The 17,884-nt window shown below is 43.6% G+C and carries 32 protein-coding genes; all 32 read left to right on the forward strand.

Annotated features, from left to right (window positions below):
* The first annotated feature begins 2 nt into the window (after window positions 1-2).
* The 32 genes from rplB to rlmH all read left to right on the forward strand — a co-directional run bounded on the left by rplB (window position 3) and on the right by rlmH (window position 17,827).
* Complete coding sequence (rplB, locus tag H3V01_RS08335) at window positions 3-839, forward strand: 50S ribosomal protein L2 (RefSeq protein WP_037394606.1); 837 nt, start codon at window positions 3-5, stop codon at window positions 837-839.
* A 5-nt stretch (window positions 840-844) separates the two neighbouring features.
* Window positions 845-1,120, forward strand: coding sequence for a 30S ribosomal protein S19 (rpsS, locus tag H3V01_RS08340; RefSeq protein ID WP_025331704.1), 276 nt, complete (start codon window positions 845-847; stop codon window positions 1,118-1,120).
* A 10-nt stretch (window positions 1,121-1,130) separates the two neighbouring features.
* Window positions 1,131-1,460 carry a 50S ribosomal protein L22 gene (gene rplV, locus H3V01_RS08345; protein WP_037394611.1) on the forward strand — a complete coding sequence of 110 codons (330 nt, stop codon included), beginning with the start codon at window positions 1,131-1,133 and terminating at the stop codon, window positions 1,458-1,460.
* Window positions 1,461-1,469: 9 nt separating this feature from the next.
* Window positions 1,470-2,174: a 30S ribosomal protein S3 gene (gene rpsC, locus H3V01_RS08350; protein ID WP_037394614.1), complete on the forward strand. Its 705-nt coding sequence runs from the start codon at window positions 1,470-1,472 to the stop codon at window positions 2,172-2,174.
* Window positions 2,158-2,574 (forward strand): 50S ribosomal protein L16, encoded by a 417-nt coding sequence (rplP, locus tag H3V01_RS08355; RefSeq protein WP_037394618.1) that lies wholly within the window; start codon window positions 2,158-2,160, stop codon window positions 2,572-2,574. The genes rpsC and rplP overlap by 17 nt, the downstream gene beginning before the upstream one ends.
* On the forward strand, window positions 2,574-2,765 hold the full coding sequence (gene rpmC, locus H3V01_RS08360) for a 50S ribosomal protein L29 (protein WP_025331702.1): 192 nt from the start codon (window positions 2,574-2,576) through the stop codon (window positions 2,763-2,765). Before rplP ends, rpmC begins: the two co-directional genes overlap by 1 nt.
* Window positions 2,765-3,028 (forward strand): 30S ribosomal protein S17, encoded by a 264-nt coding sequence (rpsQ, locus tag H3V01_RS08365; RefSeq protein WP_025331701.1) that lies wholly within the window; start codon window positions 2,765-2,767, stop codon window positions 3,026-3,028. The genes rpmC and rpsQ overlap by 1 nt, the downstream gene beginning before the upstream one ends.
* Before the next feature lie 232 nt (window positions 3,029-3,260).
* Window positions 3,261-3,629 carry a 50S ribosomal protein L14 gene (gene rplN / locus H3V01_RS08370; protein ID WP_025331700.1) on the forward strand — a complete coding sequence of 123 codons (369 nt, stop codon included), beginning with the start codon at window positions 3,261-3,263 and terminating at the stop codon, window positions 3,627-3,629.
* Window positions 3,630-3,640: 11 nt separating this feature from the next.
* Window positions 3,641-3,964, forward strand: coding sequence for a 50S ribosomal protein L24 (gene rplX / locus H3V01_RS08375; protein ID WP_025331699.1), 324 nt, complete (start codon window positions 3,641-3,643; stop codon window positions 3,962-3,964).
* Window positions 3,965-3,974: 10 nt separating this feature from the next.
* A complete protein-coding gene (gene rplE / locus H3V01_RS08380; RefSeq protein ID WP_025331698.1) occupies window positions 3,975-4,514 on the forward strand; it encodes a 50S ribosomal protein L5 in 540 nt (179 codons plus the stop codon).
* Window positions 4,515-4,516: 2 nt separating this feature from the next.
* A complete protein-coding gene (gene rpsN, locus H3V01_RS08385; RefSeq protein ID WP_025331697.1) occupies window positions 4,517-4,822 on the forward strand; it encodes a 30S ribosomal protein S14 in 306 nt (101 codons plus the stop codon).
* 14 nt (window positions 4,823-4,836) lie between these two features.
* Complete coding sequence (gene rpsH, locus H3V01_RS08390) at window positions 4,837-5,229, forward strand: 30S ribosomal protein S8 (RefSeq protein ID WP_025331696.1); 393 nt, start codon at window positions 4,837-4,839, stop codon at window positions 5,227-5,229.
* Window positions 5,230-5,238: 9 nt separating this feature from the next.
* The gene (gene rplF, locus H3V01_RS08395; protein WP_025331695.1) at window positions 5,239-5,772 is read left to right on the forward strand and encodes a 50S ribosomal protein L6; all 534 of its coding nucleotides are present in this window, start codon (window positions 5,239-5,241) and stop codon (window positions 5,770-5,772) included.
* Window positions 5,773-5,785: 13 nt separating this feature from the next.
* Entirely contained in the window at window positions 5,786-6,139 is a 354-nt protein-coding gene (gene rplR, locus H3V01_RS08400) for a 50S ribosomal protein L18 (protein ID WP_025331694.1), read from the forward strand.
* A gap of 19 nt (window positions 6,140-6,158) precedes the next feature.
* The gene (gene rpsE / locus H3V01_RS08405) at window positions 6,159-6,677 is read left to right on the forward strand and encodes a 30S ribosomal protein S5 (RefSeq protein ID WP_025331693.1); all 519 of its coding nucleotides are present in this window, start codon (window positions 6,159-6,161) and stop codon (window positions 6,675-6,677) included.
* On the forward strand, window positions 6,670-6,855 hold the full coding sequence (gene rpmD / locus H3V01_RS08410) for a 50S ribosomal protein L30 (RefSeq protein ID WP_025331692.1): 186 nt from the start codon (window positions 6,670-6,672) through the stop codon (window positions 6,853-6,855). Before rpsE ends, rpmD begins: the two co-directional genes overlap by 8 nt.
* Window position 6,856: 1 nt before the next feature.
* On the forward strand, window positions 6,857-7,291 hold the full coding sequence (gene rplO, locus H3V01_RS08415; protein ID WP_025331691.1) for a 50S ribosomal protein L15: 435 nt from the start codon (window positions 6,857-6,859) through the stop codon (window positions 7,289-7,291).
* A 13-nt stretch (window positions 7,292-7,304) separates the two neighbouring features.
* Entirely contained in the window at window positions 7,305-8,621 is a 1,317-nt protein-coding gene (gene secY / locus H3V01_RS08420) for a preprotein translocase subunit SecY (protein ID WP_025331690.1), read from the forward strand.
* Between the two features lie 5 nt (window positions 8,622-8,626).
* Window positions 8,627-8,845: a translation initiation factor IF-1 gene (gene infA / locus H3V01_RS08425; RefSeq protein ID WP_003684714.1), complete on the forward strand. Its 219-nt coding sequence runs from the start codon at window positions 8,627-8,629 to the stop codon at window positions 8,843-8,845.
* Between the two features lie 18 nt (window positions 8,846-8,863).
* Window positions 8,864-8,977 (forward strand): 50S ribosomal protein L36, encoded by a 114-nt coding sequence (rpmJ, locus tag H3V01_RS08430; protein WP_003697674.1) that lies wholly within the window; start codon window positions 8,864-8,866, stop codon window positions 8,975-8,977.
* A gap of 56 nt (window positions 8,978-9,033) precedes the next feature.
* Entirely contained in the window at window positions 9,034-9,396 is a 363-nt protein-coding gene (gene rpsM, locus H3V01_RS08435; protein WP_025331689.1) for a 30S ribosomal protein S13, read from the forward strand.
* Window positions 9,397-9,412: 16 nt separating this feature from the next.
* Window positions 9,413-9,805: a 30S ribosomal protein S11 gene (gene rpsK, locus H3V01_RS08440; protein ID WP_025331688.1), complete on the forward strand. Its 393-nt coding sequence runs from the start codon at window positions 9,413-9,415 to the stop codon at window positions 9,803-9,805.
* A 15-nt stretch (window positions 9,806-9,820) separates the two neighbouring features.
* Window positions 9,821-10,441 carry a 30S ribosomal protein S4 gene (gene rpsD / locus H3V01_RS08445; protein ID WP_025331687.1) on the forward strand — a complete coding sequence of 207 codons (621 nt, stop codon included), beginning with the start codon at window positions 9,821-9,823 and terminating at the stop codon, window positions 10,439-10,441.
* 24 nt (window positions 10,442-10,465) lie between these two features.
* Window positions 10,466-11,452: a DNA-directed RNA polymerase subunit alpha gene (locus H3V01_RS08450; RefSeq protein WP_025331686.1), complete on the forward strand. Its 987-nt coding sequence runs from the start codon at window positions 10,466-10,468 to the stop codon at window positions 11,450-11,452.
* 18 nt (window positions 11,453-11,470) lie between these two features.
* The gene (gene rplQ / locus H3V01_RS08455) at window positions 11,471-11,854 is read left to right on the forward strand and encodes a 50S ribosomal protein L17 (RefSeq protein WP_025331685.1); all 384 of its coding nucleotides are present in this window, start codon (window positions 11,471-11,473) and stop codon (window positions 11,852-11,854) included.
* Window positions 11,855-12,303: 449 nt separating this feature from the next.
* Window positions 12,304-12,690 (forward strand): hypothetical protein, encoded by a 387-nt coding sequence (locus H3V01_RS08460; RefSeq protein WP_198186523.1) that lies wholly within the window; start codon window positions 12,304-12,306, stop codon window positions 12,688-12,690.
* Window positions 12,691-12,704: 14 nt separating this feature from the next.
* Complete coding sequence (miaB, locus tag H3V01_RS08465) at window positions 12,705-14,033, forward strand: tRNA (N6-isopentenyl adenosine(37)-C2)-methylthiotransferase MiaB (RefSeq protein ID WP_096765806.1); 1,329 nt, start codon at window positions 12,705-12,707, stop codon at window positions 14,031-14,033.
* A 204-nt stretch (window positions 14,034-14,237) separates the two neighbouring features.
* A complete protein-coding gene (locus tag H3V01_RS08470) occupies window positions 14,238-15,551 on the forward strand; it encodes an NCS2 family permease (RefSeq protein ID WP_096765807.1) in 1,314 nt (437 codons plus the stop codon).
* Between the two features lie 125 nt (window positions 15,552-15,676).
* Window positions 15,677-16,240, forward strand: a complete 564-nt coding sequence (locus H3V01_RS08475; protein ID WP_025331681.1) for a beta-class carbonic anhydrase — start codon at window positions 15,677-15,679, stop codon at window positions 16,238-16,240.
* A complete protein-coding gene (nadD, locus tag H3V01_RS08480; RefSeq protein WP_198186524.1) occupies window positions 16,237-16,872 on the forward strand; it encodes a nicotinate (nicotinamide) nucleotide adenylyltransferase in 636 nt (211 codons plus the stop codon). Before H3V01_RS08475 ends, nadD begins: the two co-directional genes overlap by 4 nt.
* 62 nt (window positions 16,873-16,934) lie before the next feature.
* Complete coding sequence (gene rsfS / locus H3V01_RS08485; RefSeq protein WP_198186525.1) at window positions 16,935-17,324, forward strand: ribosome silencing factor; 390 nt, start codon at window positions 16,935-16,937, stop codon at window positions 17,322-17,324.
* A gap of 32 nt (window positions 17,325-17,356) precedes the next feature.
* On the forward strand, window positions 17,357-17,827 hold the full coding sequence (gene rlmH, locus H3V01_RS08490; RefSeq protein ID WP_025331678.1) for a 23S rRNA (pseudouridine(1915)-N(3))-methyltransferase RlmH: 471 nt from the start codon (window positions 17,357-17,359) through the stop codon (window positions 17,825-17,827).
* Window positions 17,828-17,884 lie beyond the last annotated feature (57 nt).

A 17,884-nucleotide genomic window follows, 5' to 3' on the forward strand; every position in this document is an offset into this window, starting at 1 on the left:
CTATGGCTATTGTTAAAATGAAGCCGACTTCTGCTGGCCGTCGCGGCATGGTACGCGTGGTTGCGGAAGGCTTGCACAAAGGTGCACCCTATGCACCATTATTAGAAAAACAGTCTTCAACTGCCGGTCGTAATCATGGCGGACGCATTACAACCCGTCATAAAGGTGGTGGTCACAAACACCATTACCGTATTGTAGACTTTAAACGTAATGATAAAGACGGTATCGCTGCTAAAGTAGAACGTATTGAGTACGATCCGAACCGTACCGCTCATATTGCGTTATTGTGTTTTGCAGATGGTGAACGCCGTTACATTATTGCGCCGCGTAATGTTCAGGTAGGTGCCGTATTGGTTTCCGGTTCTGAAGCTGCAATTAAAGCTGGTAATAATCTGCCAATCCGCAATATTCCGGTAGGTACAACTCTTCATTGTATTGAAATGAAACCGGGTAAAGGTGCACAGATTGCCCGTTCAGCCGGTGCATCTGCTGTATTGCTGGCAAAAGAAGGCGTATATGCACAGCTGCGTCTGCGTTCAGGTGAAGTACGTAAAATCCATGTTGACTGTCGTGCCACCATTGGTGAAGTAGGCAATGAAGAACAAAGCCTGCAAAAACTGGGTAAAGCCGGTGCTAAACGCTGGCGTGGTATTCGTCCGACCGTACGCGGTGTTGTGATGAACCCGGTTGACCACCCGCATGGTGGTGGTGAAGGTCGTACTGGTGAAGCTCGTGAACCGGTTAGCCCGTGGGGTACACCGACTAAAGGCTATCGTACTCGTCGTAATAAACGCACGAACAATATGATTGTTCGCCGCCGTTACTCAAATAAAGGTTAACTGATATGGCTCGTTCATTAAAAAAAGGCCCATATGTCGACCTGCATTTACTGAAAAAGGTCGATGCGGCTCGTGCTAATAACGACAAACGCCCGATTAAAACCTGGTCACGTCGTTCCACTATTCTGCCTGATTTTATCGGTCTGACCATTGCTGTACACAACGGCCGTACCCACGTGCCGGTATTTATCAGCGATAACATGGTTGGTCATAAGTTGGGTGAGTTCTCATTGACCCGTACCTTCAAAGGCCATTTGGCTGATAAGAAGGCTAAAAAATAAGGGATAAAACATGAGAGTTAGTGCACAACACAAAAATGCCCGTATTTCAGCACAAAAAGCCCGTCTGGTAGCTGACTTAGTACGTGGTAAAGATATTGCCCAAGCGTTGAATATTTTGACATTCAGCCCGAAAAAAGGTGCTGAACTGATTAAAAAGGTGCTGGAATCTGCAGTAGCCAATGCCGAACACAACGAAGGTGCTGATATCGATGAACTGAAAGTGGTTACTATTTATATCGACAAAGGTCCGAGTCTGAAACGTTTTCAGGCACGTGCTAAAGGTCGTGGTAACCGCATCGAAAAACAAACTTGTCACATCAACGTGATTGTAGGCAACTAAGGAAAAGCGATGGGACAAAAAATTAACCCTACAGGCTTTCGCCTGGCAGTGAATAAAGATTGGTCTTCCAAGTGGTTTGCCAAAAGCGGCGACTTTTCCAAAGTGCTGAAAGAAGATATTGACGTACGTCATTTTTTACGCAAACGTCTTGCAAATGCTTCTGTAGGTCGCGTGGTAATTGAACGCCCGGCAAAATCTGCACGTATTACCATTTACAGTGCCCGTCCTGGTATTGTAATCGGTAAAAAAGGTGAAGATATTGAAGTATTAAAACGTGATTTGCAGAAAATCATGGGCGTACCGGTGCATGTAAACATCGAAGAAATCCGTAAACCGGAAATCGATGCGCAAATTATTGCGGACAATATTGCCGGACAACTGGAAAAACGCGTTATGTTCCGTCGTGCCATGAAACGTGCTATGCAGAATGCTATGCGCGTTGGCGCCAAAGGCATCAAAATTATGTCTTCAGGTCGTCTGAACGGTATCGAAATTGCGCGTACCGAATGGTATCGTGAAGGTCGTGTGCCTTTACATACCCTGCGTGCCAATGTTGACTACGCTACCAGCGAAGCCAAAACTACATATGGCATTATCGGTATCAAAGTTTGGGTTTACAAAGGTGAACTGACACCGGGTGAAATTCAGGCTAAGCCGGAACAGGACAAGAAACACAGCAGAAAGGCAGGTGGTCGAAATGCTGCAGCCAACTAGAATGAAATACCGCAAACAGCAAAAAGGCCGCAACACCGGTATTGCTACTCGTGGCAATAAAGTTAGCTTTGGTGATTTTGGTCTGAAAGCTGTGGGTCGCGGTCGTTTGACTGCACGCCAGATTGAGGCAGCACGTCGTGCAATGACCCGTCATATTAAACGTGGCGGTCGTATCTGGATTCGCGTATTCCCGGATAAACCTATTACTGAAAAACCAATTCAGGTTCGTATGGGTGGCGGTAAAGGTAATGTGGAATATTACATTGCTGAAATCCAGCCGGGCAAAATGCTCTACGAAATGGACGGTGTTGATGAAACATTGGCTCGTCAGGCTTTTGAACTGGCTGCAGCCAAATTGCCGATTCAGACTGTATTTGTTAAACGCCAGGTAGGTCAATAATGAAAACCAGTGAATTGAAAGACAAATCTGTTGAGCAGTTAAACGAAGAACTGGTTGGTCTGTTGAAAGCGCAGTTTGGTTTGCGTATGCAGCACGCCACCGGCCAGCTGGGTAAAAACAGTGAGCTGAAAAAAGTGCGTCGTAATATTGCTCGTGTAAAAACCATTTTGCATCAGAAGGATGGTGAATAATGACTGAAGCTAAAAACGTACGTACTTTGCAGGGCAAAGTCGTGAGCGACAAAATGGATAAAACTGTAACAGTATTGGTGGAACGTAAAGTGAAACATCCGCTGTATGGTAAAGTAATCCGTCGTTCTACTAAAATCCATGCGCACGATGAGCAAAACCAATACGGTATTGGTGACGTTGTTGTCATTTCCGAAGGTCGCCCGTTGTCAAAAACCAAAAGCTGGGTTGTAACTGAGCTGATTGAGAAAGCACGTAATGTGTAATTAACACAACAATGTGCTGCAATTAGGGAACGAAGTCTTGCGACAATCAGATATTGTCTGTAAACTTCGTTCCTTAACTTTCAGTTTCTTGAAAGTCTCCGGCAGTCGCCGGAACTCTCCCTTCGGGACCCAAGACTGGTTTACTAGAACCGTTAATGGTTTCAGACAGCTATTAAGTGGTAACAGGCTGACTGAAAGCGGTAAATTAAGTTGGATTTTTAAAGGTAATAACATGATTCAAATGCAGACCATCTTAGATGTGGCTGACAACTCTGGTGCGCGCCGCGTAATGTGCATCAAAGTATTAGGTGGATCTAAGCGTCGCTACGCATCTGTAGGCGACATTATTAAAGTGGCCGTAAAAGACGCAGCTCCCCGTGGTCGCGTTAAAAAGGGCGATGTATATAACGCTGTGGTAGTGCGTACAGCTAAAGGTGTACGTCGTAATGACGGAGCACTGATCAAATTTGATAACAATGCAGCCGTGCTGTTGAATACCAAACTGGAACCAATTGGTACCCGTATTTTTGGCCCGGTAACCCGTGAGCTACGTACTGAGCGATTCATGAAAATCGTTTCATTGGCTCCTGAAGTACTGTAAGTGAGGTTGCAATGAAAAAGATTAAAACTGGTGATCAGGTGATCATTATTGCCGGTAAAGATAAGGGCAAACAGGGTAAAGTAGTGCGTGTTTTGGGTGATAAAGTGATTGTTGACGGCGTAAATCGTGTTAAACGTCACCAGAAACCTAACCCCATGCGTGGGATTGAAGGTGGTGTAATCACCAAAGATGCGCCATTGGCTATTTCCAATGTAGCGATTTTCAATCCGGAAACCCAAAAAGCTGACCGCGTAGGTATCAAAGTAGAAACTGTAGACGGCAAAGTAGTGCGTACCCGTGTATATAAATCTACCGGTGCCGCCGTGGGAGCTTAAGGAGTAATCAATGGCTCGTTTAAAAGACTTTTATAACACTACTGTTGTTCCTGAGTTGACCAAACAGTTCGGTTACAAATCTATCATGGAAGTACCGCGTATTGAAAAAATTACCCTCAACATGGGTGTTGGTGAAGCGGTTGCCGATAAAAAAGTAATGGAACATGCAGTTGGTGATCTGGAAAAAATTGCTGGTCAGAAACCAGTAGTAACTGTAGCACGCAAGTCAATTGCAGGCTTTAAAATCCGTGATAATTACCCGATTGGCTGCAAAGTAACTTTGCGCCGTGATCGTATGTATGAATTTCTGGATCGTCTGATTGCAATCGCTTTGCCGCGTGTACGTGACTTCCGCGGTGTAAATGGTAAATCATTCGACGGTCGTGGTAATTACAACATGGGCGTGCGTGAACAAATTATTTTCCCGGAAATTGAATACGATAAAATTGATGCTTTGCGTGGTTTAAATATTACTATTACCACTACTGCCAAAACTGACGCAGAAGCCAAAGCACTGCTGTCTCTGTTCAAATTTCCGTTTAAGGGTTAATTATGGCTAAGAAAGCACTTATTAATCGTGAGCTGAAGCGTGAAGCTTTGGCAAAAAAATATGCTGCAAAGCGTGAAGCCATTTTCGCCATCATCAATGATGCTAACGCGACTGATGAAGAACATTTTCAGGCACGTCTGAAACTGCAGGCTATTCCGCGTAATGCTGCTCCGATTCGTCAACGTCGTCGCTGCGCTTTGACCGGTCGTCCGCGTGGTAATTTCCGTAAATTCGGCTTGGCCCGTACCAAAATCCGTGAAATCGCCATGCGTGGTGAAATTCCGGGTGTCATCAAAGCCAGCTGGTAATAGGAGTATAAAATATGAGTATGCATGATCCTATTTCCGATATGTTGACCCGTATTCGCAACGCTCAGCGTGCGAATAAAGTCTCTGTAAGTATGCCTTCTTCAAAACTGAAAGTAGCAATTGCCAAAGTTTTGAAAGAAGAAGGCTACGTAGAAGATTTCGCCGTATCTGCTGAAACCAAGGCGACATTGGAAATACAATTGAAATACTATGCTGGTCAGCCGGTAATTGAGCGCATTCAGCGCGTATCACGTCCTGGTCTGCGTGTGTATAAAGGTTCCAACGACATTCCTTCTGTAATGAATGGTTTGGGCGTTGTGATTGTGAGCACTTCTAAAGGCGTAATGACTGACCGTAAAGCCCGTGCCAATGGTATTGGCGGTGAGTTATTGTGCGTAGTAGCCTAAGGAGAAAACATGTCTCGAATTGCAAAACATCCGGTAGTGGTTCCGGCTGGCGTTGACGTTAAGTTTTCTCCAGAGGCTATCATTGTTAAAGGTAAAAACGGCGAATTGTCTCTGCATCAGCACGCTGAGGTGAATGTAGCATTGAATGATGGTCAGCTGGTTGTTACCGCCAATGATAACAGTACAAAAGCAAATGCTTTATCCGGTACAGTTCGTGCTTTATTGCATAATATGGTTGTGGGCGTGAGCAATGGTTTTGAGAAAAAGCTGCAACTGATTGGTGTGGGTTATCGCGCTCAGGCTCAGGGTAAAGTATTGAATCTTTCTTTAGGTTACTCTCATCCGATTAATTACGAATTGCCTGAAGGTATTACTGCTACTACTCCTTCTGCTACCGAGGTAATCATTGCCGGTGCAGATAAACAGGTAGTAGGGCAGGTGGCCGCTGAAATTCGTGGATTCCGTCCGCCGGAACCTTATAAAGGTAAAGGTGTACGTTATGCTGATGAGCGTGTCGTTATTAAAGAAACCAAGAAAAAATAATTGAGGCTCACTGATGGATAAAAATGTAGCAAGACTGCGTCGAGCACGTAAAACCCGTGCCAAAATTGCAGCCCTGAACAAAGTGAGATTGTGCGTTTTCCGCACCAATAATCACATTTATGCCCAGGTTATTAGCGCTGAAGGTGACCGAGTACTGGCTCAGGCCTCTACTCTTGAGGCTGATGTTCGTGCCAGCATTAAATATGGTAGCAATGTAGATGCTGCTGTTGTAGTTGGCAAACGCATTGCTGAAAAAGCCAAAGCGGCCGGCATTGATGCAGTGGCTTTTGACCGTTCTGGTTTTCAATACCATGGTCGCGTTAAAGCCTTGGCTGAGGCAGCCCGTGAAAACGGTTTGAGCTTCTAATAAACTGGAGACCAGAAATATGGCAAAACACGAAACTGAAGAACGCGGTGACGGCCTGATTGAAAAAATGGTTGCCGTAAACCGTGTGACCAAAGTGGTTAAGGGTGGCCGCATTATGGCCTTCTCGGCTTTAACCGTAGTAGGTGATGGCGATGGTCGCATTGGTATGGGCAAGGGTAAATCTAAAGAAGTACCTGTGGCTGTACAGAAAGCTATGGATCAAGCCCGCCGCAATATGATCAAAGTGCCTTTGAATGGACGTACTATTCATCACGAAGTAATTGGTCGCCATGGTGCAACACGTGTATTCATGCAACCGGCCAAAGAAGGTAATGGTGTGAAAGCTGGTGGTCCAATGCGTTTGGTATTTGATGCAATGGGTATTCATAATATCTCTGCTAAAGTACATGGTTCAACCAATCCATACAACATTGTTCGCGCAACTCTGGACGGATTGTCTAAACTGTATACGCCGGCTGAGATTGCTGCTAAACGTGGCCTGACCGTAGAAGAAATTTTAGGAGCAGATCATGAGTGAGCAAAAAACCATACGCATTACACTGGTTAAAAGCCTGATTGGCACTATTGCTGCTCATCGTGCCTGTGCACGCGGTTTAGGCTTACGTCACCGCGAGCATACTGTTGAAGTGCTTGATACCCCCGAAAATCGTGGCATGATCAACAAAATCAGCTACCTTTTGAAAGTGGAGAAGTAACATGCTTTTGAATACCATTCAACCTGCTGAAGGTGCTAAACACGCGGCTCGCCGTGTAGGTCGCGGCATTGGCAGCGGTTTAGGCAAAACTTGTGGCCGAGGCCATAAGGGTCAGAAAAGCCGTAAAGGTGGTTATCATAAAGTCGGTTTCGAAGGCGGTCAGATGCCTTTGCAACGCCGCCTGCCGAAACGCGGTTTTAAATCTCTGACTGCTAATCTGAATGCAGAAGTGCGTTTAGATGAACTGGCTAAAATTGCAGTTGATGAAATTGATGTTTTAGTTCTGAAACAGGCAGGACTGGTGCCTGCTACTGCTCTGAATGTTAAAATTATTGCATCAGGCAGTATTGATAAGGCGGTAACTTTAAATGGTATTAAGGCCACCAAAGGTGCGCAACAGGCCATTGAAGCTGCCGGTGGTAAAGTAGCAGAATAAGGCAAGGACTCAAGTGGCTAATCCGCAATCCGCAACAGGACTTTCAAAGTTCGGTGATTTGAAAAATCGTCTGTTATTTTTACTTGGTGCGTTGGTTGTATTCCGCATCGGTTCACATATTCCAGTGCCCGGTGTGGATGGTGCTGCTTTGACCAAATTGTATGAAAGTGCCGGCGGAGGCATATTAAGTATGCTTAATATGTTTTCCGGCGGTTCTCTGCAACGGTTCAGTATTTTTGCAATAGGTGTGATGCCCTATATTTCAGCCTCAATTATTATTCAGCTTGCTTCTGAAATTATTCCTTCATTGAAGGCTCTAAAAAAAGAAGGTGAGGCGGGGCGCCGTACTTTGACCAAATATACCCGTTACGGTACTGTTTTGCTGGCCACTTTGCAAAGCTTTGGTGCTGCTGCATTTGTTTACCAGCAGAATGTAGTAGTTTCCGGTCAGATTGAGTTTTATTTCTCGACTATGGTTTGTCTGGTTACAGGAACCATGTTTCTGATGTGGCTGGGTGAACAAATTACTGAACGTGGTATAGGTAATGGTATTTCGCTGATTATTACCGCCGGTATTGCAGCCAGTCTGCCTGCCGGTATTGGTCGTTTGCTGACATTAACCAGTCAGGGATCAATTAGTTATCTGATGGCTGTTGCACTGATTGTTGGTGCGCTGGCATTGATATATGCTGTTGTATATATTGAAAGTGCACAACGTAAAGTACCTGTGCAATATGCCAAACGTCAGGTAGGTAATCGCATTATGCAGGCGCAAAACTCTCATCTGCCGTTCAAACTGAATATGGCCGGGGTTATTCCGCCAATTTTTGCATCCAGTATCATTTTGTTTCCATCTACTCTGTTAAGCTGGTTTGGTTCGGCAAATCCGGATAGTTGGTTACAGAAACTGGCTACATTATTGCAGCATGGTCAGCCTGTTTATATTTTGTTATTTGCAGCTACTATTATCTTCTTTTGTTATTTCTATACGGCTTTGGTGTTCAGTCCAAGGGAAATGGCAGAAAATCTGAAGAAAAGTGGTGCTTTCGTTCCGGGTATCCGGCCTGGTGAGCAAACCAGTCGTTATCTGGAGAAAGTTGTATTGCGTTTGACCTTTTGGGGCGCAATTTATATTGCTATCGTGTGCCTGATTCCGGAAGTGCTGACTTCTGCGATGAATGTACCTTTCTACCTAGGTGGCACCTCACTACTTATTCTGGTGGTGGTGACCATGGATTTTAAAACGCAAATCGCTTCTTACGTAATGAGCAGTCAGTATGAACATCTGATGAAGCGTTCTGCGATGAAATCATTATCATCACGTCGTTAAGTATTATGGCTAAAGAAGATACCATACAAATGCAGGGTGAAATTCTTGAAACCCTGCCCAACGCAACTTTTAAAGTTAAACTTGAAAACGATCACGTCGTTTTAGGTCATATCTCCGGAAAAATGCGCATGCATTACATTCGTATTTCACCCGGTGATAAAGTGACTGTGGAATTGACTCCGTACGATTTGACTCGTGCCCGCATCGTTTTCCGCGCCCGCTAAGAGTAGAAAGGAAATAATATGCGCGTTCAGCCATCGGTAAAGAAAATTTGCCGTAATTGTAAAATCATTCGTCGTAATCGTGTCGTACGCGTGATTTGTACTGACCCTCGTCATAAACAACGCCAAGGCTAATGGATAACCATAAGTCTTTGTGTTATAGTGACAGACTTTTGCCCTAAGGAAAAAATATGGCTCGTATTGCAGGGGTAAATATCCCTAACAATGCCCATATCGTAATTGGCCTTCAGGCTATTTATGGTATTGGTTCGTCTCGCGCTAAACTGGTTTGCGAAGCTGCCGGCGTTGTGCCGAGCACTAAAGTAAAAGATTTAGACGAGACTCAGCTTGATGCTTTGCGTGAACAGATTGCCAAATACCATGTGGAAGGTGATCTGCGCCGTGAAGTAACCATGAACATCAAACGTCTGATGGACATGGGCTGTTATCGTGGTCTGCGTCATCGTCGTGGTTTACCGTGCCGTGGTCAGCGTACCCGTACCAATGCGCGTACGCGTAAAGGTCCGCGTAAAGCGATCGCAGGCAAGAAATAATTGATAAGGAATAATAATGGCTAAAGCAAACACAGCTCGTGTGCGCAAGAAAGTACGTAAATCCGTAAGTGAAGGTATTGTGCATGTACATGCATCTTTCAATAATACCATCATTACTATCACTGACCGTCAGGGCAATGCATTATCTTGGGCTACCTCTGGCGGTGCTGGTTTTAAAGGTTCACGTAAGAGCACACCATTTGCCGCTCAGGTTGCGGCAGAAGCAGCTGGTAAAGTTGCCCAAGAGTATGGCGTAAAAAATCTGGAAGTTCGCATTAAAGGGCCGGGTCCTGGTCGCGAATCTTCTGTGCGTGCGCTCAACGCTCTTGGTTTCAAGATTACCAGTATTACAGACGTTACTCCATTGCCACACAATGGTTGTCGGCCACCTAAAAAACGTCGTATCTAACAGGAGTATTTGAGTATGGCACGTTATACCGGCCCGAAATGTAAATTAGCCCGTCGTGAGGGCACAGATCTGTTTCTGAAGAGTGCACGTCGCTCTCTGGATTCAAAATGTAAACTAGATTCTGCTCCCGGCCAGCATGGCGCAAAAAAACCGCGTTTGTCCGGCTATGGTCTGCAATTACGTGAAAAACAGAAAATCCGCCGTATTTACGGTGTGTTAGAACGTCAGTTCCGCCGTTATTTTGCTGAAGCAGCCCGTCGTAAAGGTTCGACTGGTGAATTGCTGCTTCAGTTGTTGGAGTCTCGTTTAGACAACGTGGTATACCGTATGGGGTTTGGCTCTACTCGTGCCGAAGCCCGTCAGTTGGTATCTCACAAAGCCATTACCGTGAACGGTCAGGTTGTAAACATCCCTTCTTTTCAGGTGAAAGCTGGTGATGTGGTTGCTGTTCGCGAAAAAGCCAAAAAACAGGTGCGAATTCAGGAAGCATTCAGTCTTGCCAGTCAGATTGGTTTACCAAGCTGGGTTTCTGTTGAAGAAGGCAAGCTGGAAGGTGTTTTCAAAAACATGCCAGATCGCACTGAATTGAGTGGCGATATTAATGAACAGCTGGTGGTAGAGTTTTACTCTAAATAAAGCTGGTTAAGTGAGGACAGTTAAATGCAAAACACATCCGAATTCTTGAAGCCACGTCAAATTGACGTTGACACCTTGTCTGCTACCCGTGCCAAAGTGTCTATGGAGCCTTTTGAACGTGGTTTCGGCCATACCTTGGGTAATGCTTTGCGTCGTATCTTACTGTCATCAATGAATGGTTATGCGTCGACAGAAGTAACGATTGAAGGCGTATTGCATGAATATTCTACACTTGACAGCGTTCAGGAGGATGTTGTTGATATTCTACTGAACCTGAAAGGTGTAGTATTTAAAGTGCATGGCCGCACAGAAGTAACTTTAAGTTTGAAAAAATCAGGTGCCGGTGTTGTTACCGCAGCTGATATTGAGTTACCTCATGATGTCGAAATTGTTAACCCTGATCATGTTATCTGCCACCTGTCTGAAGGTGGTAGTATTAATATGGAAATTAAGGTTGAACAAGGCAGAGGCTATGAGTCTGTGTCAGGCCGTCGTAATAAAGACGACCACAAACGTATCGGCGCTATTCAACTAGATGCAAGCTTTTCGCCTATCAGTCGTGTCAGCTTTGAAGTAGAACCTGCTCGTGTTGAGCAGCGTACTGATTTAGATCGTCTGGTTCTGGATATTGAAACTAACGGTGCTATTGACCCTGAAGAAGCAGTTCGCAATGCGGCCTGTATTTTAATTGATCAAATGTCAATTTTTGCAGATTTACAGGGAACTCCAGTTACCGTGGTAGAAGAGAAAGAACCACCGATTGATCCGATTCTGCTTCGTCCAGTTGATGATCTGGAGTTGACCGTTCGTTCAGCAAACTGCTTGAAAGCTGAAGATATTTACTATATTGGCGATTTGATTCAACGCACAGAGACTGAATTGTTGAAAACCCCGAATCTGGGTAGAAAATCTCTGAACGAAATCAAGGAAGTCCTGGCTTCCAAAGGATTGACGTTGGGTTCAAAACTGGAAGCCTGGCCGCCGGCCAGTCTGGAAAAGCCACAAGTTTGATGATTAAAGGATAATGACATGCGTCATCGTAATGGTAACCGCAAATTAAATCGCACCAGCAGTCATCGCGCTGCTATGTTGCGTAATATGGCCAATTCTTTATTGACTCACGAAACAATTGTAACTACTTTGCCGAAAGCAAAAGAGTTGCGTCGTGTAGCTGAACCATTGATTACTTTAGGTAAAAAGCCTTCACTGGCTAATCATCGTTTAGCTTTTAATCGTACACGTGATCGTGATGTTGTTGTTAAATTATTCAATGAGTTAGGCCCGCGCTTTGCTAATCGGAATGGTGGCTATCTGCGCATATTGAAGTATGGCTTCCGTAAAGGCGATAATGCTCCGCTGGCTCTGGTCGAGTTGGTTGAGAAAGCACCTGAATCTGAAGCTGTAGCTGAGTAATCAGGCTTCACGAACAAGCCAGCCTTTAGGCTGGCTTGTTTCATTTTGATTTTTTGCTTTATGGTTTTGTGAATAGTTTGAAAATGTGTATTTATTTAGTAGTTGAGATGTATTAATTCAGTATATATCTATAAATTTTAGTAGGTACGATTCGCTACTTTTTTCATCATTGAATAAGTTTGTTTTTTTGTTATGATGCCGAAAAATGTAGTTATTTTAGGAATTAATCAATACACAAATAAAAAGCTGATTTTTGAACCGAATTTAAACTACTTGTTTAGTGTAAGTTTATTACCGTAATTCTATTTAAATATATTTGTTTGATTTGATAAGTTTGTATTTACTGTTTTAGCTTTTCAGAATTCGTTTTTCTTAAAAAGCTGCTGTTTATCTCTCTTCTGCGTATAATTATTGACTCTTAGCTGACTATTGTTATTTAAGGAGAAATCATGAAATATTTACGTTTAGTATTGTTGAGCCTGATTTTTTTATCCTCTTCATTAGTATGGGCAGGTCGTGTTTTACCTAATGATATTCATATAGTTGTATTGAAACAAGCAGAAGGACAGCAGGTTATATTAGGAACGGCAAAAAAGGCATGGTTACGTACGTTAAGTCTGGGCTTAGTTAAAGGTAATAAAACATTTCAATTAAGCAGGGGAGTACGTATACATGATACAAATAATCGTTTTGTTACGTATAACAATTTGTACAAATTTAAGAATGCAACGATAGCAGTGCGCGTTGACAGAGCAAATCAGATTCAGGAAATCTGGGTACTGACTGATGAAGAGCAGGACGCATTAGTAAGACCTAATAATCCGCAGGTTGAATAATTATTGTAGGTGTTATGAAAAAAGTATTTATACGAACCTTTGGTTGTCAGATGAATGAATACGACAGTGAAAAAATGCTGTCTGTTCTGGCAGAAGGGCAATCTTTAGAACGAACTGACAGGGCTGAAGATGCAGATATTATTCTTTTTAATACCTGTTCGGTTCGGGAAAAGGCTCAGGAAAAAGTATTTTCAGATTTGGGTCGTATCCGACCTTTGAAAGTTAAAAATCCGGATTTAATTATCGGTGTTGGTGGTTGTGTGGCTTCACAAGAAGGTGAGGCAATTATTCAGCGCGCCCCTTATGTGGATGTGGTTTTCGGTCCTCAGACTTTGCATCGTTTACCACAAATGATTCTCGATAAAGAAACCAGTGGTCTGTCACAGGTAGATATTTCTTTTCCGGAAATAGAAAAATTTGATCATTTACCACCTGCACGTGTTGAAGGTGGAGCAGCATTCGTATCTATTATGGAAGGCTGTTCTAAATATTGCAGTTTTTGTGTTGTACCCTACACACGCGGAGAGGAATTTTCACGTCCACTTGACGATGTGCTTACTGAAATTGCCGGTCTGGCACAACAGGGTGTCAAAGAAATTAATTTGCTGGGACAAAATGTAAATGCCTATCGCGGCGATATGGGTGATGGTGAAATCTGTGATTTCGCAACGTTGCTGCGTATAGTGCATGAGATACCCGGAATTGAACGTATGCGCTTTACCACCAGCCACCCGCGTGAATTTTCTGATGCAATTATTGAATGTTATCGTGATTTACCTAAGCTGGTATCACATTTGCATCTTCCGGTACAGTCTGGTTCCGACCGGGTTTTAATGGCAATGAAACGTGGCTATACAGCCTTAGAGTATAAACATATTATCCGTAAGTTGCGGGCTATCCGGCCGGATTTATGTTTAAGTTCAGACTTTATTGTTGGCTTTCCGGGAGAAACTGAGCGTGAGTTTGAGCAAACTCTGAAGTTGGTACAAGACCTGGCTTTTGATTTGAGCTTTGTATTTATCTATAGTCCGCGTCCGGGAACACCGGCAGCAAATTTACCGGATGATACTCCTCATGCTGAAAAAGTACGTCGTCTGGAAGCATTAAATACAGTGATTGAAGCTGAGACAGCGCGTATTAATCAATCTATGCTTGGTAGTGTACAGCGCTGTCTTGTAGAAGGTGTGTCTAAAAAAGATCCTGATCAGTTACAGGCGCGTACAGCAAATAACCGGGTAGTTAATTTTACGGGACATCCTCGTTTAATTAATCAGATGGTAGAGCTGAAAATCACTGAGGCACATACTTTTTCTTTACGCGGGAAAATGGTTTTAGCCGATTAAGTGATTAATTTTTCTAATAAGGGGAAACGCCGCATTAATCCATTTATCTGGATACCGGAACATGTACATTAATACAGTATAAAGGCTGTGCTTGTTGTCGGAATGTGATGCTATATTTTTTGTTTTTTCGTCTGGTTATCAGTAAACATTTATTAATGATAATCAGTTTTGTCTGGCCTTTGTTCGGTATTAAAAGGAATTGGCATGAGCCCAGCGGGTACTTCTTTTCTGGATCGTTTTTTTAAAATTAAAGAAAGTGGCAGCAGTGTGCGCACTGAGGTGTTAGCCGGTCTGACTACTTTTCTGGCAATGAGCTATATTCTGGTAGTTAATCCTTCCATTCTTAAGGATGCCGGAATGGATTTTGGTGCGGTATTTGTGGCTACCTGTATTTCTTCAGCTTTTGCCTGCATGATGATGGGATTGGTAGCCAATTATCCGATCGCACTCGCGCCCGGTATGGGACTGAATGCTTATTTTACTTATGCTGTTGTAAAAGGAATGGGTATCTCATGGCAGGTAGCACTGGGTGCAGTTTTTGTTTCCGGTATTGTTTTTATTATCCTGAGCCTGTTTAAGGTGCGCGAAGCGATTGTTAATTCACTGCCGAATTCTCTCAAGTATTCTATTGGCGGCGGTATTGGTTTATTTCTGGCTCTGGTAGCGCTCAAAAGTGCCGGAGTGGTGGTATCTAATCCGGCCACTCTGGTCAGCCTGGGTGATATTCATTCTCCTCAGGTGTTGCTGACGATCGTGGGCTTTTGTTTTATTGTTACTTTGGAGCATTTCCGCATACGTGGCGGAATTATTATCGGTATTTTGGCAATTACGGCCATTGCTTCAGTAACAGGTCTTAATGAATTTAAGGGAGTATTTGCGCCGGTACCCTCTCTGGCTCCTACCTTTTTACAGCTGGATTTTCATGATTTATTTACCATGAGTCTGGTTAGCGTTATTTTTGTGTTTTTCTTTGTGGATTTATTTGACAGTACCGGTGTTCTGATTGGTGTTGCCGGACGTGCCGGTTTGTTGGTGGATGGCAAATTACCACGGGTAAAAAAAGCGTTGCTGGCCGATTCAACGGCAATTGTAGTCGGTGCCGGGCTGGGTACTTCTTCTACTACTGCTTATGTAGAGTCGGCAGCCGGAGCAGCTGCAGGCGGCCGTACAGGTCTGACAGCAGTAGTGGTTGGTCTGCTGATGCTGGCCAGTTTGTGGTTTTCCAAGCTTGCTGCCAGTGTACCGGCATATGCAACTGCGCCTGCTTTGTTATATGTGGGTGTACTGATGATGCGCAGTATGACGGAAATTGACTGGAAAGATGTATCGGAAGCTGCACCTGCATTTTTTACACTGATTTTTATGCCTTTCGCTTATTCAATTGCAGATGGTATTGCAATGGGTTTTATTAGTTATGCACTAATTAAACTGTTCTGTGGCAGAGTTAAAGAAGTTTCTTATATGGTGTGGATTATTGCTGTACTATGGGCTTTTAAATTGCTCTGGTTAGGTGCATAGACAGTTCGGTTTGTTAACAGGCAGCCGTTGGGCTGCCTGAATATTTTATGGTTTTTGTTCTTCGGACTGATGTATCAATGTAATAAGATTCATGTAACGATTAAATAAATGCAGAGGGAGAAATTATGTCTTTAATCGATGAAATTATGGACTTTAATCAAAGATTTGTTGATGCAGAAGAGTATGAGCAATTTTTTACAGATAAATATCCGGAAAAAAATCTGGCGATTGTTTCCTGTATGGACGCACGGATTCTGGATTTATTACCCCGTGCTCTGGGATTGAAGAATGGAGATGCTAAGGTAATTCGTAACGCCGGTGCTTTAGTCACCCATCCCTGGGGTTCCGTGATGCGTTCATTACTAGTGGCTGTATTTGAAATGAATGTAACTGAAATTATGGTGATCGGGCATTATGATTGCGGCATGCAGGAATTACATGTGCCTGATATGCTTGACCGGATGCGCGCCCGGGGGATCAGCGATGAGCGCCTTGAAATTCTGGAAAATGCCGGCGTAGATTTCCATAAATGGTTAACTGATTTTGATTGTGTGGAAGATGCTATTATGCATTCGGTGAATATGATACGTAAGCATCCTCTGATGCCCAGTGAGATTAGGGTACATGGTCTAGTTATTCATCCCATTACCGGTAAGCTGAATATTGTGGTTAACGGAAATAAAGTATGAAACGTATCGGTTTGTTCGGCGGCACTTTTGATCCTCCGCATAATGGACATATTCATATTGCACAGGGTTTTGCGGATGAGTTAATGCTGGATAATGTTATTTTTATTCCGGCTGGTGATCCGTATCATAAACCGACGGTTGCCTGTACGCCGGCACTACAACGTCTTGCTATGGTGGAAAAGGCAATTAGTACAGACAAACGTTTTAGTGTATCTGATTGCGATGTACTACGTAATGGGCCTACATATACTATTGATACGGTATCTCTGTTTCATCAGGTATTTCCGCAGACTCAGTTATGGTGGTTGCTGGGAATGGATTCATTGTTGCAATTACCTCACTGGCATCGCTATCAGGCTCTGCTACAAAGTGTGAATCTGGCAATTGCTCAGCGCGGTCAACAGGGATTAACCGATTTGCCGGAATCATTGCAGCAATGGTTGCCAGATGCACTGGCTAAAAATATGACTGTACCGGATGGTAGTGATGGCGGACGTGCTGTTTTATTACAAACATCATTTTTACCAGTCAGCTCAACTGATATTCGTGCAAAATGGTCATCAGGTCATCATGATGATGTTCTGGAGACTGTGGCTGAATACATCGACCATGAAGGTCTTTATCAGGCATAATTTATATTTATAGAGTATTTCTAAGCTGGAAATGCTTTTAACATAATAGGGTATTTTACTATATGGATGAAAATCTTATCGCTCAATGGGAAAATATGGTAGCCGTTAGCGTTAATGCACTTGAAGATATTAAAGGAAAAGATATTATTGTGCTGGATACTTCAGCACAAACTTCACTGTTTTCACGCATGATTATTGCCAGTGGTGACAGTACACGTCAGGTGAAAGCTCTGGCCAATAATGTGGCTGTCGATTTGAAAGAGGCTGGTTATGAAATTATCAGCACTGAAGGTCTTGATAGCGGTGAATGGGCATTGGTTGATGCTGGTGATCTGGTTGTGCATGTTATGCAGCCGGCAGTACGCGATTATTATGATATTGAAGCTTTGTGGGGTGGTGAAAAACCTTCCTTTCATGCAGGGGTAGCTAAGCCATGGCAGGCTGCAGATTGATTTGTGCCGGATACTAATTTTACTGGAATTGAATGAATATTACTGTGCTGGCGGTAGGAACGAAAATGCCGCAATGGGTAGATTATGCTGTAACCGATTACAGTAAAAGATTTGGTCGTGAAATTCAGTTTCAGCTTAAAGAAATCAAGCCGGAAAAGCGTGGTCCCGGAACGAGTACAGCGCAGGCAATGGCTGCAGAAGAGGCGCGTATTGTTGCAGCCATTCCTGCGCATAGTTACCTGATAGTTCTGGATGAGCGCGGAAAAGCCCCTACTTCGATGGAACTCGCTAACTGGTTAAAAAAATGGCAGCATCAGGGTGATAATCTGTGTTTTGTTATTGGTGGTGCCGATGGTATGACCGATAGTTTAAAACAGCGGGCGAATTTGTTATTGCGGCTCTCCAGTCTTACTTTACCTCATGGTATGGTGCGGGTATTGCTGACAGAGCAGCTTTATCGTGCACAGTCGATTCTGCATAATCATCCTTATCATCGTGAGTAATTCAATAGTGTTGATTGGTAATTTAAGATTGAATTGTTTTGATTGACTGAAATTATT

Source organism: Snodgrassella sp. M0351 (assembly GCF_016100575.1).
GTDB classification, from domain to species: Bacteria; Pseudomonadota; Gammaproteobacteria; order Burkholderiales; family Neisseriaceae; genus Snodgrassella; species Snodgrassella alvi.

Bases quoted from the DNA above. Each gene is read 5' to 3' on its own strand.
- rpmD (WP_025331692.1), top strand. From the start codon at position 6,670: ATGAGTGAGCAAAAAACCATACGCATTACACTGGTTAAAAGCCTGATT.
- miaB (WP_096765806.1), top strand. From the start codon at position 12,705: ATGAAAAAAGTATTTATACGAACCTTTGGTTGTCAGATGAATGAATAC.
- rpsK (WP_025331688.1), top strand. From the start codon at position 9,413: ATGGCTAAAGCAAACACAGCTCGTGTGCGCAAGAAAGTACGTAAATCC.
- rlmH (WP_025331678.1), top strand. From the start codon at position 17,357: ATGAATATTACTGTGCTGGCGGTAGGAACGAAAATGCCGCAATGGGTA.
- infA (WP_003684714.1), top strand. From the start codon at position 8,627: ATGGCTAAAGAAGATACCATACAAATGCAGGGTGAAATTCTTGAAACC.
- rpsE (WP_025331693.1), top strand. From the start codon at position 6,159: ATGGCAAAACACGAAACTGAAGAACGCGGTGACGGCCTGATTGAAAAA.
- rplE (WP_025331698.1), top strand. From the start codon at position 3,975: ATGGCTCGTTTAAAAGACTTTTATAACACTACTGTTGTTCCTGAGTTG.
- rpsN (WP_025331697.1), top strand. From the start codon at position 4,517: ATGGCTAAGAAAGCACTTATTAATCGTGAGCTGAAGCGTGAAGCTTTG.
- rplP (WP_037394618.1), top strand. From the start codon at position 2,158: ATGCTGCAGCCAACTAGAATGAAATACCGCAAACAGCAAAAAGGCCGC.
- nadD (WP_198186524.1), top strand. From the start codon at position 16,237: ATGAAACGTATCGGTTTGTTCGGCGGCACTTTTGATCCTCCGCATAAT.
- rpmJ (WP_003697674.1), top strand. From the start codon at position 8,864: ATGCGCGTTCAGCCATCGGTAAAGAAAATTTGCCGTAATTGTAAAATC.
- rpsM (WP_025331689.1), top strand. From the start codon at position 9,034: ATGGCTCGTATTGCAGGGGTAAATATCCCTAACAATGCCCATATCGTA.
- rplV (WP_037394611.1), top strand. From the start codon at position 1,131: ATGAGAGTTAGTGCACAACACAAAAATGCCCGTATTTCAGCACAAAAA.
- rpsQ (WP_025331701.1), top strand. From the start codon at position 2,765: ATGACTGAAGCTAAAAACGTACGTACTTTGCAGGGCAAAGTCGTGAGC.
- H3V01_RS08460 (WP_198186523.1), top strand. From the start codon at position 12,304: ATGAAATATTTACGTTTAGTATTGTTGAGCCTGATTTTTTTATCCTCT.
- rsfS (WP_198186525.1), top strand. From the start codon at position 16,935: ATGGATGAAAATCTTATCGCTCAATGGGAAAATATGGTAGCCGTTAGC.
- rpsD (WP_025331687.1), top strand. From the start codon at position 9,821: ATGGCACGTTATACCGGCCCGAAATGTAAATTAGCCCGTCGTGAGGGC.
- H3V01_RS08475 (WP_025331681.1), top strand. From the start codon at position 15,677: ATGTCTTTAATCGATGAAATTATGGACTTTAATCAAAGATTTGTTGAT.
- rplO (WP_025331691.1), top strand. From the start codon at position 6,857: ATGCTTTTGAATACCATTCAACCTGCTGAAGGTGCTAAACACGCGGCT.
- rpsC (WP_037394614.1), top strand. From the start codon at position 1,470: ATGGGACAAAAAATTAACCCTACAGGCTTTCGCCTGGCAGTGAATAAA.
- rplQ (WP_025331685.1), top strand. From the start codon at position 11,471: ATGCGTCATCGTAATGGTAACCGCAAATTAAATCGCACCAGCAGTCAT.
- rpmC (WP_025331702.1), top strand. From the start codon at position 2,574: ATGAAAACCAGTGAATTGAAAGACAAATCTGTTGAGCAGTTAAACGAA.
- rplN (WP_025331700.1), top strand. From the start codon at position 3,261: ATGATTCAAATGCAGACCATCTTAGATGTGGCTGACAACTCTGGTGCG.
- rplR (WP_025331694.1), top strand. From the start codon at position 5,786: ATGGATAAAAATGTAGCAAGACTGCGTCGAGCACGTAAAACCCGTGCC.
- H3V01_RS08450 (WP_025331686.1), top strand. From the start codon at position 10,466: ATGCAAAACACATCCGAATTCTTGAAGCCACGTCAAATTGACGTTGAC.
- rpsH (WP_025331696.1), top strand. From the start codon at position 4,837: ATGAGTATGCATGATCCTATTTCCGATATGTTGACCCGTATTCGCAAC.
- H3V01_RS08470 (WP_096765807.1), top strand. From the start codon at position 14,238: ATGAGCCCAGCGGGTACTTCTTTTCTGGATCGTTTTTTTAAAATTAAA.
- rplX (WP_025331699.1), top strand. From the start codon at position 3,641: ATGAAAAAGATTAAAACTGGTGATCAGGTGATCATTATTGCCGGTAAA.
- rpsS (WP_025331704.1), top strand. From the start codon at position 845: ATGGCTCGTTCATTAAAAAAAGGCCCATATGTCGACCTGCATTTACTG.
- rplF (WP_025331695.1), top strand. From the start codon at position 5,239: ATGTCTCGAATTGCAAAACATCCGGTAGTGGTTCCGGCTGGCGTTGAC.
- rplB (WP_037394606.1), top strand. From the start codon at position 3: ATGGCTATTGTTAAAATGAAGCCGACTTCTGCTGGCCGTCGCGGCATG.